10 protein-coding genes are annotated in these 13,030 nt (G+C 53.5%); 9 read left to right on the top strand and 1 reads right to left on the bottom strand.

Annotated features, from left to right (window positions below; genetic code table 11):
* Positions 1–3: 3 nt before the first annotated feature.
* Positions 4–1,221 (bottom strand): pyridoxal phosphate-dependent aminotransferase, encoded by a 1,218-nt coding sequence (locus BBA90_RS09005; RefSeq protein ID WP_065648831.1) that lies wholly within the window; start codon positions 1,219–1,221, stop codon positions 4–6.
* A 961-nt stretch (positions 1,222–2,182) separates the two neighbouring features.
* Between BBA90_RS09005 and lrhA the strand changes: the two genes are divergently transcribed.
* The 9 genes from lrhA to nuoI all read left to right on the top strand — a co-directional run bounded on the left by lrhA (position 2,183) and on the right by nuoI (position 13,028).
* A complete protein-coding gene (gene lrhA / locus BBA90_RS09010; protein ID WP_039379035.1) occupies positions 2,183–3,106 on the top strand; it encodes a transcriptional regulator LrhA in 924 nt (307 codons plus the stop codon).
* A 647-nt stretch (positions 3,107–3,753) separates the two neighbouring features.
* The gene (locus tag BBA90_RS09015; protein WP_039379033.1) at positions 3,754–4,197 is read left to right on the top strand and encodes an NADH-quinone oxidoreductase subunit A; all 444 of its coding nucleotides are present in this window, start codon (positions 3,754–3,756) and stop codon (positions 4,195–4,197) included.
* Between the two features lie 15 nt (positions 4,198–4,212).
* On the top strand, positions 4,213–4,890 hold the full coding sequence (locus tag BBA90_RS09020) for a NuoB/complex I 20 kDa subunit family protein (RefSeq protein WP_039379030.1): 678 nt from the start codon (positions 4,213–4,215) through the stop codon (positions 4,888–4,890).
* Positions 4,891–5,006: 116 nt separating this feature from the next.
* The gene (nuoC, locus tag BBA90_RS09025; RefSeq protein WP_065648832.1) at positions 5,007–6,806 is read left to right on the top strand and encodes an NADH-quinone oxidoreductase subunit C/D; all 1,800 of its coding nucleotides are present in this window, start codon (positions 5,007–5,009) and stop codon (positions 6,804–6,806) included.
* Between the two features lie 2 nt (positions 6,807–6,808).
* Positions 6,809–7,324 (top strand): NADH-quinone oxidoreductase subunit NuoE, encoded by a 516-nt coding sequence (gene nuoE, locus BBA90_RS09030; protein WP_065648833.1) that lies wholly within the window; start codon positions 6,809–6,811, stop codon positions 7,322–7,324.
* Entirely contained in the window at positions 7,324–8,664 is a 1,341-nt protein-coding gene (gene nuoF / locus BBA90_RS09035) for an NADH-quinone oxidoreductase subunit NuoF (protein WP_065650439.1), read from the top strand. Before nuoE ends, nuoF begins: the two co-directional genes overlap by 1 nt.
* Before the next feature lie 112 nt (positions 8,665–8,776).
* Positions 8,777–11,500, top strand: coding sequence for an NADH-quinone oxidoreductase subunit NuoG (gene nuoG, locus BBA90_RS09040; RefSeq protein ID WP_065648834.1), 2,724 nt, complete (start codon positions 8,777–8,779; stop codon positions 11,498–11,500).
* Positions 11,497–12,474 carry an NADH-quinone oxidoreductase subunit NuoH gene (nuoH, locus tag BBA90_RS09045; protein WP_065648835.1) on the top strand — a complete coding sequence of 326 codons (978 nt, stop codon included), beginning with the start codon at positions 11,497–11,499 and terminating at the stop codon, positions 12,472–12,474. Before nuoG ends, nuoH begins: the two co-directional genes overlap by 4 nt.
* Positions 12,475–12,485: 11 nt before the next feature.
* Positions 12,486–13,028: an NADH-quinone oxidoreductase subunit NuoI gene (gene nuoI, locus BBA90_RS09050; RefSeq protein ID WP_039385566.1), complete on the top strand. Its 543-nt coding sequence runs from the start codon at positions 12,486–12,488 to the stop codon at positions 13,026–13,028.
* Positions 13,029–13,030: the final 2 nt, after the last annotated feature.

Raw genomic sequence — 13,030 nt, forward strand, 5'->3', positions numbered from 1 at the left:
GACTTACTGCCGATAGCCCTGCAGAAAACGGCCAAATTTGCCGATCGCCATTTCCAGATCGTCTACCCGGGGTAGTGTGACAATACGCACGTGATCCGGATGAGGCCAGTTGAACGCAGAACCCTGTACCAGCAGTACTTTTTCCTGCAGCAGAAAGTCGAGTACCATTTTCTGATCGTCATAAATATTAAATTTCTTCGGATCAATACGCGGGAACATGTAAAGCGCGCCCTGCGGTTTAACGCAGCTTACGCCGGGAATGTCGTTAATCAACTCCCAGGCACGCTGACGTTGCTCGTAGAGCCGCCCGCCAGGAGCGATAAACTCACTGATACTCTGGTAGCCTCCCAGCGCTGTCTGAATCGCATGCTGAGCAGGCACGTTGGCACACAGGCGCATAGAGGCAAGCATTTCCAGGCCTTCAATATAGCCTTTTGCGTGTTTTTTCGGTCCGTTTAATACCATCCATCCCTGACGGAAACCGGCTACGCGATAGGTCTTGGATAAACCGTTAAAGGTTACCGTCAGTAGATCGGGGGCCAGCGCCGCGATCGAATGATGTTGGGCATCGTCATAGAGGATCTTGTCGTAAATTTCGTCAGCAAAGATGATCAGGTTATGCTGACGCGCAATTTCCACAACCTCCATGAGCAGCTCTTTACTGTAAACCGCGCCGGTGGGGTTATTGGGGTTAATAATCACAATGCCGCGCGTGCGCGGTGTGATTTTGCTGCGGATATCATCCAGATCCGGAAACCAGCCCGCCGACTCATCGCAGCGATAATGTACTGCTTTACCACTGGAGAGCGAAACGGCTGCCGTCCACAGCGGATAATCCGGTGCCGGCACCAGCATTTCATCGCCGCTATTGAGCAGCGCCTGCATCGCCTGCACGATCAGCTCTGATACGCCATTACCGATATAGATATCTTCAACGGTAACATCGCGCATATCACGCGCCTGATAGTGCTGCATGATGGCTTTACGAGCAGAGTAAAGCCCCTTTGAATCGCAGTAGCCCTGCGCACCCGGCAGGTTACGTATAACATCGACCAGAATTTCATCGGGTGCTTCAAAACCAAATGGCGCAGGGTTACCAATATTAAGTTTGAGAACCTTATTGCCTTCTTCTTCGAGTCGCTTTGCTTCTTTTAGTACCGGTCCGCGAATGTCGTAACAGACATTTTCCAGCTTACCGGATTTATCAATTTGGAAATTCATCGTTGCCGCCTTTTCGGGCAGAGTCCTTTAACCCGCCACCCAGTTAAAACCAGCCCAATTTACTCTTCTCGTGATAACAAAAGAAGGGCGGCAGTGGCTTTTGGCGTGATTGAGACAGATTCACGGCCAGAGTAGTTTAATTAAGGCGGTATATCGATTAGATTGGTTTTTATGACTGCTTGTGCTTTATTTAAAAGACTATTATGTCGGAAGATGGCAATGTGGTTTGCTTCTGGCAGCGGCGCTATCGGCAAATCTGTCATAAGAACAATAAGGGATGCTTTCTATGCTAATGATTAGCTGCGCAATGAAACAGTTAAGCGTATCTTGCTAAATGATGATGTTTTATTCAATGGGTGTTAACCCATGCATGGCGCAGCGGCAATATCTGCATTCTTATGCGAAGACTTAGCATAGAAATTGCGCAGGTAACCGTGCTTGCGAGTGCAACACTGGCGGGTAAAGAGCGTTTTTTATATAACTTTTTTGCTCCAAATAAGTTTACAAACCAGATGGTCAAAATTTGACCCTGGTGTTACCGGAGGGGTTAAAAGGGCTTATTGAGCAAAAAATATGATGTTTTGCACGAAAACATTTCCATTTAAAGCGTAAAAATGATTAAGTATAATTTATTATTCGAAGCACTTTACCGCTTCGTATCGACATAACAATGTGTTATCTCTTTTTTTGCTCTGCAACCTTTTATGCAGGCAACCAGGCAACTACACAGCTTCCAGCACCGGTACGACTCTTGTCTTTGGCCCTGAAGTTGTTCTGTCTCTGATGACGCCGCCTCTCTGTTAACAGAGAACGTACGCTCGTCATTACCCGCCTGAACTCGGTTTCAGGACAATCTCTTATGGAGGTTGTCAGTAAGTACCATTGTCACTTATCTCTTTGATTTTGTGGCAATACACCAGGGTAGTAGTTCTAAAAATCTTATAAAGTGAAGAAAAAAATCATGACTAATGCAAATCGTCCGATACTGAATCTCGACCTCGATCTGCTGCGTACATTTGTTGCTGTTGCTGACCTGAATACGTTTGCGGCGGCGGCGGCAGCTGTGTGCAGAACCCAGTCAGCGGTAAGCCAGCAGATGCAACGTCTGGAGCAACTGGTCGGTAAAGAGCTGTTTGCCCGACATGGACGTAACAAACTTCTGACGGAGCACGGTATTCAGCTACTTGGCTATGCCAGGAAAATTCTGCGTTTTAACGATGAAGCCTGCACCTCACTGATGTACAGCAATATTCAGGGTGTATTGACTATCGGTGCCTCTGATGACACATCAGATACCATTCTGCCTTTCCTGCTGAACCGGGTAACGTCAGTCTATCCAAAGCTCGCTATTGATGTACGCGTCAAACGTAACCCGTTTATGATGGAAATGCTGAACCAGGGCGAAGTTGATCTGGTTGTGACAACGTCCAGCCCGGGTAACTTTACGCATCAGGTGCTGCGTACTTCTCCAACGCTCTGGTACTGTGCCGCTGATTATATTTTCCAGCGCGGCGAAGCGATTCCTCTGGTATTGCTGGATGAACCAAGCCCGTATCGCGATATGGCTATAGATCATCTGAATGAAGCCGGCATTCCATGGCGTATCTCTTATGTGGCTTCAACACTGGCAGCAGTGCGCGCGGCCGTTAAAGCAGGTCTGGGCGTGACGGCTCGTCCGGTTGAAATGATGAGCCCTGAACTGCGCGTGATGGGGGCAGCAGAGGGTTTACCTGTGTTGCCTGATACGCAATATCTGCTGTGTCGTAATGCTGACAGCGACAATGAGCTGGCACTGGCCATTTTTAATGCCATGCAATCGACTAACGATCCTTACAATCTCAGCGCAAATCCGGATAGCTCACTGCTGCTGGATGATGAAGAGTAAGTACGACTGACAGCAGTAATGCACCTCTTACGCGCGGTATAAACGCGCTATAAAAAAGCCTTAGTCGGCATCACAGCGACTAAGGCTTTTTTTTATCCATTAACCTGACATAAGCCCGCGTTTTTGTGGCCGATAATTATCAGGCTTTCCGAAAAGCAATCAGTTGTTTCAACTTCAACTATTTTGGAAATTTTTTATCAAAAAATGCCTTCTTTGCTACGGGAGAATGCGACGTATGCGCTGCTTTTTACAGCAAAAAGCGCAGAAGTGTGCTCTGGATCAAAAAAATAACCCTGTCAGGGAGAGGGAAATCTGCGTAAGACCTGTCAAAATGTGAGTGTTAAACGCACGATCCATGCATGCAAAACCCCGCTACACTGAAATTAACCGCACAAACTGAAGCGATTTAGCTGGCGCTGATGAGGGTATATGTTAATAATATGATGCGGGTGTAAAATAATGTTTGGATACTTTTGTCAAAGTTGACAAAAGGTTATAGAAAGGAGTAAAAACCCCCATAAAATTGCTGCCTAATCATGAAAGACGGCAACGTTTATAAGGTTTTTATCCTTCCCTTGAATCGATGTGGTGTGTTTGCTGCAACCGTGCAGGATGCCATCGCCACTTTTGATGAGTAAGCAAAGCGTATGTCAACAACCACCGAAGTCATCGCTCATCACTGGGCGTTTATTGTATTTATTGTGATCGCATTTGGCCTTTGTGCCTTTATGTTAACCGGCGGCTGGCTGCTTGGTGGACGTGCTAAAGCGCGTTACAAGAACACTCCGTTTGAGTCCGGTATTGAGTCTGTTGGCGATACCCATATCCGCCTCTCTGCAAAATTCTATCTGGTTGCCATGTTTTTCGTTATTTTCGACGTGGAAGCCCTCTATTTATACGCCTGGTCGACATCCATTCGCGAAAGCGGCTGGGTCGGCTTTGTCGAAGCCGCAATTTTCATTTTGGTGCTCCTGGCAGGCCTGGTTTATCTGGTTCGCATCGGCGCGCTGGATTGGGCTCCTGCGCGTCGTCGCGTAGTGGTCAAATCAAGCCCGGTCAGCCACAGTCACACCAACCCTCATAAGCAGTAAAAGCGAGGCAATAAGATGGACTACACGCTGACACGCGTAGACCCGAACGGCGGGGATGGCGATCGTTATCCTCTGCAGAAACAGGAGATTGTTACCGATCCTCTGGAACAGCATGTTCACCGCAGCGTTTATATGGGCAAGCTGGAACACGCCCTGCACGACATGGTGAACTGGGGACGTAAAAACTCTCTCTGGCCCTACAACTTTGGCCTCTCCTGCTGCTACGTAGAAATGACAACGTCATTTACTGCAGTGCATGACGTGGCACGCTTTGGCGCTGAAGTTATGCGTGCCTCGCCGCGCCAGGCTGACTTTATGGTTATTGCCGGTACGCCTTTCACCAAAATGGCCCCTGTTATCCAGCGCTTATACGATCAGATGCTGGAACCTAAATGGGTGATCTCAATGGGTGCCTGCGCTAACTCAGGCGGTATGTATGACATCTATTCTGTTGTGCAGGGCGTAGATAAATTCCTGCCGGTGGATGTTTACATTCCTGGCTGTCCGCCGCGTCCGGAAGCCTATATGCAGGCGCTGCTGCTGCTGCGTGAGTCGATCGGCAAAGAGCGTCGTCCCCTCTCCTGGGTCGTCGGCGACCAGGGTGTATATCGCGCCAACATGCAGTCTGAGCGTGAAAGGAAACGTGGTGAGCGAATTGCCGTCACTAACCTGAGAACCCCGGACGAAGTGTAAGTATCCCGTACACGGATGGAGTAACGGCCGCCGCAGAAAATGACAACGTAGTGTGTGCCGCCATCCTGACGCCTTCTTTTGAGTGCCTGATAACAGGCCGGAATGGTGAGTAACGTATGACAGATTTGACCACGCAAGATCTCGCGCAGCCATCATGGCAAACCCGGGAGCACCTGGATGACCCGGTGATCGGCGAGTTGCGTAATCGCTTTGGGCCGGACGCCTTTACAGTTCAGGCAACCCGTACCGGCATCCCGGTGGTATGGGTAAAACGCGAACAGCTGCTGGAAATCGTTGCGTTTCTGCGCAAGTTGCCTAAGCCCTATGTCATGCTGTATGACCTGCATGGCTTTGATGAGCGTTTACGTACCCACCGCGCAGGCCTGCCTGCTGCGGATTTTTCCGTTTTCTATCATCTGCTTTCTATTGAACGCAACCGCGACATCATGCTCAAGGTGGCGTTATCTGAAAACGATCTGAATGTGCCAACCATCACCACTATTTTCGCCAACGCCAACTGGTATGAGCGCGAAACCTGGGAGATGTTTGGCATTACGTTCCAGGGGCACCCTCATCTGACGCGCATTATGATGCCGCAGACCTGGGAAGGGCACCCGCTGCGCAAAGACTATCCGGCACGCGCGACCGAGTTCGATCCTTTCACGCTGACAAAGCAGAAAGAAGATCTCGAAATGGAGTCGCTGACGTTTAAGCCCGAAGAGTGGGGTATGAAGCGCAGCACGGCCAATGAGGACTTTATGTTCCTTAACCTTGGCCCTAACCACCCCTCTGCGCACGGTGCGTTCCGCATTATCCTGCAGCTTGATGGTGAAGAGATTGTCGACTGCGTGCCAGACGTCGGCTATCACCACCGCGGTGCGGAGAAGATGGGCGAGCGTCAGTCCTGGCATAGCTATATCCCTTATACCGATCGTATTGAGTATCTGGGCGGCTGTGTTAATGAAATGCCTTACGTGCTCGCCGTAGAAAAGCTGGCCGGGATCACGGTACCAGACCGCGTTAACGTGATTCGCGTTATGCTCTCTGAGCTGTTCCGTATCAACAGCCATCTGCTTTACATCTCCACGTTTATTCAGGACGTTGGCGCAATGACGCCGGTGTTCTTTGCCTTTACCGATCGTCAGAAAATTTATGACGTCGTGGAAGCGATTACCGGTTTCCGTATGCACCCCGCCTGGTTCCGCATCGGTGGTGTGGCGCACGATCTGCCAAAAGGGTGGGAGCGCCTGCTGCGTGAATTCCTCGACTGGATGCCAAAACGCCTGAAAGAGTATGACAAAGCGGCACTGCGCAATACCGTATTGATGGGGCGTTCGCAGGGCGTAGCCGCCTACAATATGGATGAGGCGCTGGCGTGGGGCACAACCGGTGCTGGTCTGCGCGCAACCGGCCTCGACTTTGACGTACGTAAATGGCGTCCTTATTCAGGCTACGAAAACTTCGACTTTGAAATCCCGGTTGGCGCAGGTATCAGCGACGCTTACACCCGCGTGCAGCTGAAGATGGAAGAGATGTGGCAGTCGCTGCGTATTCTGGAGCAGTGTCTGAACAACATGCCGGAAGGGCCGTTCAAAGCGGATCACCCGCTGACCACGCCGCCGCCGAAAGAGCGTACGCTGCAGCACATTGAAACATTGATCACCCACTTCCTGCAGGTTTCCTGGGGACCGGTAATGCCCGCCAATGAATCGTTCCAGATGATTGAGGCGACAAAAGGGATCAACAGTTACTACCTGACCAGTGACGGCAGCACCATGAGTTATCGCACCCGCGTGCGCACGCCAAGCTTCCCGCACCTGCAGCAGATCCCGTCAGTGATCCGTGGCAGCCTGGTATCCGATCTTATCGTCTACCTCGGTAGTATCGATTTTGTTATGTCAGACGTGGACCGCTAATTATGCACGATCAAAAAATTGCCATTCAAACCATCGACCCGAATGAGGTCTTTGTGCTGAGCGAGGCCGAGCACCACGCTATTGAGCATGAAAAACATCACTACGAGGATGCGCGCGCAGCCTCAATTGAAGCGCTGAAGATCGTGCAAAAAGCGCGGGGCTGGGTGCCGGATGGGGCTATTCACGCCATTGCTAATGTGCTGGGTATTCCGGCCAGCGATGTCGAAGGCGTGGCAACGTTCTACAGCCAGATTTACCGTACGCCGGTTGGCCGTCATGTGATCCGCTACTGCGACAGCGTGGTGTGCCACATTACCGGTTATCAGGGTATTCAGGCAGCGCTGGAGCAGAATCTCAATATTAAACCCGGCCAGACAACGGCAGATGGGCGCTTTACGCTGCTGCCTACCTGCTGCCTCGGCAACTGCGATAAGGGGCCGACCATGATGGTGAATGACGACACGCACGTTCATCTGACGCCGGAAGGTATCGTCTCGCTACTGGAGCAGTATCAATGATGAAACCCATTATTCGTGCTGCGGAAACCCATCCGCTGACCTGGCGTCTGCGTGACGACAAACAGCCGGTATGGCTGAAAGAGTACCGCAGTAAAAATGGCTATGCAGGTGCTGAAAAAGCGCTGAACGGCATGAGCCAGGATGAGATCGTTACGGCGGTGAAAGATTCTGGTCTGAAAGGGCGCGGCGGTGCAGGCTTCAGCACGGGTCTGAAGTGGAGCCTGATGCCAAAAGATGAGTCCATGAATATCCGCTACCTGCTGTGTAACGCGGATGAGATGGAGCCGGGCACCTATAAAGACCGCCTGCTGATGGAGCAGCTGCCGCATCAGCTGGTTGAAGGCATGCTGATTAGTGCTTTTGCGCTAAAAGCCTACCGTGGCTACATCTTCCTGCGCGGCGAATATGTTGAAGCCGCAGAGAATCTGCGTCGCGCCATTGCAGAAGCCACCGAAGCGGGCTATCTCGGTAAAAATATCCTCGGCACCGGTTTTGACTTCGAGCTATTTGTTCACACTGGCGCGGGTCGCTATATCTGTGGTGAAGAGACGGCGCTGATCAACTCGCTGGAAGGGCGTCGCGCTAACCCGCGTTCCAAACCACCGTTCCCGGCCAGCGCCGGTGTATGGGGCAAACCAACCTGCGTTAACAACGTTGAGACGCTCTCCAACGTGCCAGCCATCTTCCTGAACGGCGTGGAGTGGTACAAAGGGCTGTCCAAGAGCGAAGACGCCGGCACGAAAATGATGGGCTTCTCCGGCCGCGTTAAGAACCCGGGCGTCTGGGAACTGCCGTTTGGTATTACCGCCCGCGAAATTCTGGAAGATTACGCCGGCGGTATGCGCGATGGTCTGAAGTTCAAGGCATGGCAGCCAGGTGGCGCCGGAACCGATTTTCTGACCGACCAGCATCTCGACCTGCCGATGGAGTTTGCCAGCATTGGTAAAGCAGGCAGCCGTCTGGGTACGGCGCTGGCGATGGCGGTGGACCACGAGATCAATATGGTGTCGCTGGTGCGTAACCTGGAAGAGTTTTTTGCTCGAGAGTCGTGCGGCTGGTGTACGCCGTGCCGTGACGGTCTGCCGTGGAGCGTGAAGATCCTGCGTGCGCTGGAGCAGAAGCAGGGACAACCGGGTGATATCGAAACGCTGCTGCAGCTTTGCCGCCAGCTGGGTCCGGGTAAAACGTTCTGCGCGCATGCGCCAGGTGCAGTTGAGCCACTGCAGAGCGCAATTAAATATTTCCGTGAAGAGTTTGAAGCCGGCATTGCGCCGCAGGTGTTTGGCAATACCCGCTCCATTGGCGGGATCCAGCCTAACCTGCTGAAAGCGCGCTGGTAAGCAGGCCACCATAGACGGAAGGCGCCAGACGCCCGTCCGGCTGAAAAGCGGGATAACAGAATTTGATGTTTAACGCTCGTCCCCGGACGAGCCTTACGGAAGCATGTTCACTATGGCTACAATCCATGTAGACGGTAAAGAATATGATGTGAACGGAGCGGACAACCTGCTGCAGGCGTGTCTCTCTCTGGGCCTTGATATTCCCTATTTTTGCTGGCATCCGGCGCTCGGCAGCGTAGGCGCCTGCCGCCAGTGTGCGGTAAAGCAATTCCAGAATGCCGAAGATACCCGCGGCCGCCTTGTTATGTCCTGCATGACACCGGCATCGGATGGCACCTTTATCTCTATTGATGACGGCGAAGCGAAAGAGTTTCGTGAAAGCGTCGTAGAGTGGCTGATGACGAACCATCCGCACGACTGTCCGGTCTGCGAGGAGGGGGGTAACTGTCATCTGCAGGATATGACGGTGATGACAGGCCACAGCTTCCGTCGTTATCGCTTTACCAAGCGCACTCACCAGAATCAGGATCTCGGTCCGTTTATCTCCCATGAGATGAACCGCTGCATCGCCTGCTATCGTTGCGTACGCTATTACAAAGATTACGCTGACGGTAAAGATCTGGGCGTGTATGGCGCGCACGATAACGTCTACTTTGGTCGCCCGGAAGATGGCACACTGGAGAGCGAATTCTCCGGTAACCTGGTTGAGATCTGCCCGACCGGCGTGTTCACCGATAAAACGCACTCTGAGCGTTATAACCGTAAGTGGGATATGCAGTTTGCGCCCAGCATTTGCCAGCAGTGCAGCGTGGGCTGTAACACCAGTCCCGGTGAGCGCTATGGTGAACTGCGTCGTATTGAAAACCGTTATAACGGCACGGTAAACCACTACTTCCTCTGCGATCGCGGTCGTTTTGGCTATGGCTATGTCAACCGCAAAGATCGCCCGCGTCATCCGCATCAGCTGCGCGGCAGCGATAGCATCACGCTGAATGCAGAGCAGGCAGTTAACGCTGCGGCTGACGTGCTGCGTCAGGCGAAACGCGTTATCGGCATCGGCTCACCCCGCGCCAGCATCGAAAGCAACTTCGCCCTGCGCGAACTGGTGGGTGCCGGCAACTTCTCAACCGGTATGCCGGCAGGAGAGCAGTCGCGCGTAGAACTGATGCTGAACGTGCTGCAGAACAGCGGTATCTATACTCCTTCGCTGCGCGAAATGGAGAGCTATGATGCCGTGCTGGTGCTGGGCGAAGATCTGACGCAGGTGGGTGCACGCGTCGCACTGTCAGTCCGCCAGGCCGTAAAAGGCAAAGCGCGTGAGATGGCAGCGGCGCAGAAAGTCGCAGACTGGCAGATCGCCGCCATCCTGAACATCGGTCAGCATGCTAAACATCCACTGTTTGTCACTAACGTCGATGAAACCCGTCTGGATGACATTGCGGCGTGGAGCTATCGCGCACCGGTAGAAGATCAGGCGCGTCTTGGTTTTGCCATCGCCAGCGCGCTGGATGAGCGCGCGCCCGCGGTGAGTGATATCGATAAATCACTCAGCAGCAAAATTGATGTGGTGGTGCAGGCGCTGGCAGGGGCGAAAAAGCCGCTGATTATCTCCGGCACCCACTCTGGCAGTACTGCAATGATTGAGGCGGCTGCCAACGTAGCGAAAGCGCTGAAAGCCCGCGGTGCCGATGTAGGGATCACCCTGCTGGCTGGCGCAGCTAACAGCATGGGGCTTGGCCTGATAGGCGGTCACTCGCTGGATGCGGCGCTGGACCAGCTGACAAACGGCGAAGCGGATGCGCTGGTAGTGCTGGAGAACGATCTCTATCGTCACGCGCCTAAAGCCCGCGTTGACGCTGCGCTGCAGACTGCATCAAGTGTCATTGTGGTTGATCATCAGCGGACCGCCACGCTGGAGAAAGCGGGTCTGGTGCTCTCAGCGGCCAGCTTTGCTGAAAGCGACGGCACGTCAATCAATCATGAAGGCCGTGCACAGCGCTTCTTCCAGGTTTACGATCCCGCTTACTATGACAACAGCATTGTGATGCTGGAAAGCTGGCGCTGGCTGCACTCGCTGCACAGCACGCTGGAGAGTCGTCATATTGACTGGACGCAGCTCGATCACGTCATTGATGCGACCATCGCTGCGCTGCCGCAGCTGAAAGGGATTAAAGATGCGGCACCGGATGCCAGCTTCCGCATTCGTGGTCAGAAACTGGCTCGTTCACCGCATCGCGCCAGTGGCCGTACCGCCGCCCGCGCCAATATCAGCGTACATGAGCCGCGTCAGCCGCAGGATAAAGACACCATGTTCGCCTTCTCTATGGAAGGGAACAACCAGCCTGAGGCACCGCGTTCGCAGATCCCATTCGCCTGGGCGCCAGGCTGGAACTCACCGCAGGCGTGGAACAAATTCCAGGATGAAGTTGGCGGCAAACTGCGGAATGGCGATCCGGGTGTGCGCCTGTTTGAAGCAGGTGAAGGTTCACTGCCGTGGTTCAGTAACGTGCCGGAACGGTTTGCCAGCGGCAGCCACTTCCGCGTTGCGCCTTACTACCGTCTGTTCGGCAGTGAGGAAATGACGCAGCGTTCCCCGACGTTCCAGAAGCGCATGGTGCCTGCTGAGCTGGTCATTAATCCAGCGGACGCAGAGAAGCTTGGCGTCAATCATGGCGCTGCCGCAGAGCTGGTGTGTGCCGGTGAAACGCTGCGCCTGCCGGTACGCTTCTCTGCCTTCCTGCAGCCGGGACAGATTGGGCTGCCGCTGGGCATGCCGGGTGTGCCGCCGTTCCTTGCGCATGCACAAATTGACCAACTGCAGGAGGCTGCGCAATGAGCTGGCTGACATCGGACGTTATCGACATCATTCTGCAGGTCGTTAAAGCGATTGTGATCCTGCTGGTCGTAGTAGCCTGCGGTGCTTTCATGAGTTTTGCCGAGCGCCGTTTGCTCGGCTTATGGCAGAACCGCTACGGACCTAACCGTGTCGGCTGGGGTGGTTCACTTCAGCTGGCGGCGGATATGATCAAAATGTTCTTTAAAGAGGACTGGGTACCGCCGTTTACCGACCGTTTTATCTTTACGCTGGCACCGGTTATCGCCTTTGTATCGCTGCTGCTGGCCTTTGCAATTGTGCCGGTTTCACCCACCTGGATGGTCACAGATCTGAACATCGGTCTGCTGTTCTTCCTGATGATGGCAGGCCTGGCCGTCTACGCCGTGCTGTTTGCCGGCTGGTCGAGCAACAACAAATACTCACTGCTGGGTGCGATGCGTGCCTCTGCGCAGACGCTGAGCTATGAAGTGTTCCTTGGCCTGTCGCTGATGGGCGTAGTGGCGCAGGCGGGCTCGTTTAACCTGAATGCGATTGTCGAAAACCAGACGCACCTGTGGAACATCATTCCGCAGTTCTTTGGCTTTTTAACCTTCTGTATTGCAGGCGTAGCGGTGTGCCACCGTCATCCGTTTGACCAGCCGGAAGCGGAACAGGAGCTGGCTGACGGTTATCACATTGAATATGCCGGTATGAAGTTCGGTCTGTTCTTTGTGGGTGAATATGTCGCCATTACCACGGTTTCCGCGCTGATCGTCACGCTGTTCTTTGGTGGCTGGCACGGACCCTTCCTGCCGCCATTCATCTGGTTCGCCCTGAAAACGGCGTTCTTTATGGTGATGTTTATCCTGATCCGTGCTGCGCTGCCGCGTCCACGCTATGACCAGGTGCTGTCGTTCGGCTGGAAAGTTTGTCTGCCGTTGACGCTGTTGAACCTGCTGGCGACCGCCGCAGTGATTCTGTACAACGCGCAGTAAGGGGTATTGAGATGACATTAAAAGATATTGTCGTTGGCTTCGGCACGACAGTGCGCAGTATCTGGATGATTGGCATGCACGCCTTCGCCAAACGTGAAACGCAGATGTACCCGGAAGAGCCGGTCTATCTGCCGCCACGCTATCGCGGCCGTATTGTTCTGACGCGCGATCCTGACGGCGAAGAGCGCTGTGTGGCCTGCAACCTGTGTGCAGTTGCCTGCCCGGTAGGCTGTATTTCGCTGCAGAAAGCAGAGACGCAGGATGGCCGCTGGTATCCGGAATTCTTCCGCATCAACTTTTCACGCTGCATTTTTTGCGGCCTGTGTGAAGAAGCCTGTCCGACCACCGCGATTCAGCTGACCCCGGATTTTGAACTGGGTGAGTTTAAGCGTCAGGACCTGGTGTATGAGAAGCAGGATCTGCTGATCTCGGGCCCCGGCAAATACCCGGAGTACAATTTCTATCGTATGGCGGGTATGGCGATCGACGGAAAAGAGAAGGGCGACGCGGAAAACGAAGCCAAACCGATCGACGTCAAAGGCTTATTACCTTAAGG

This window comes from Pantoea eucrina, assembly GCF_001691555.1.
Taxonomy (GTDB): domain Bacteria; phylum Pseudomonadota; class Gammaproteobacteria; order Enterobacterales; family Enterobacteriaceae; genus Pantoea; species Pantoea borealis.

Bases quoted from the DNA above. Each gene is read 5' to 3' on its own strand.
- BBA90_RS09005 (WP_065648831.1), bottom strand. From the start codon at position 1,221: ATGAATTTCCAAATTGATAAATCCGGTAAGCTGGAAAATGTCTGTTAC.
- lrhA (WP_039379035.1), top strand. From the start codon at position 2,183: ATGACTAATGCAAATCGTCCGATACTGAATCTCGACCTCGATCTGCTG.
- BBA90_RS09015 (WP_039379033.1), top strand. From the start codon at position 3,754: ATGTCAACAACCACCGAAGTCATCGCTCATCACTGGGCGTTTATTGTA.
- BBA90_RS09020 (WP_039379030.1), top strand. From the start codon at position 4,213: ATGGACTACACGCTGACACGCGTAGACCCGAACGGCGGGGATGGCGAT.
- nuoC (WP_065648832.1), top strand. From the start codon at position 5,007: ATGACAGATTTGACCACGCAAGATCTCGCGCAGCCATCATGGCAAACC.
- nuoE (WP_065648833.1), top strand. From the start codon at position 6,809: ATGCACGATCAAAAAATTGCCATTCAAACCATCGACCCGAATGAGGTC.
- nuoF (WP_065650439.1), top strand. From the start codon at position 7,324: ATGAAACCCATTATTCGTGCTGCGGAAACCCATCCGCTGACCTGGCGT.
- nuoG (WP_065648834.1), top strand. From the start codon at position 8,777: ATGGCTACAATCCATGTAGACGGTAAAGAATATGATGTGAACGGAGCG.
- nuoH (WP_065648835.1), top strand. From the start codon at position 11,497: ATGAGCTGGCTGACATCGGACGTTATCGACATCATTCTGCAGGTCGTT.
- nuoI (WP_039385566.1), top strand. From the start codon at position 12,486: ATGACATTAAAAGATATTGTCGTTGGCTTCGGCACGACAGTGCGCAGT.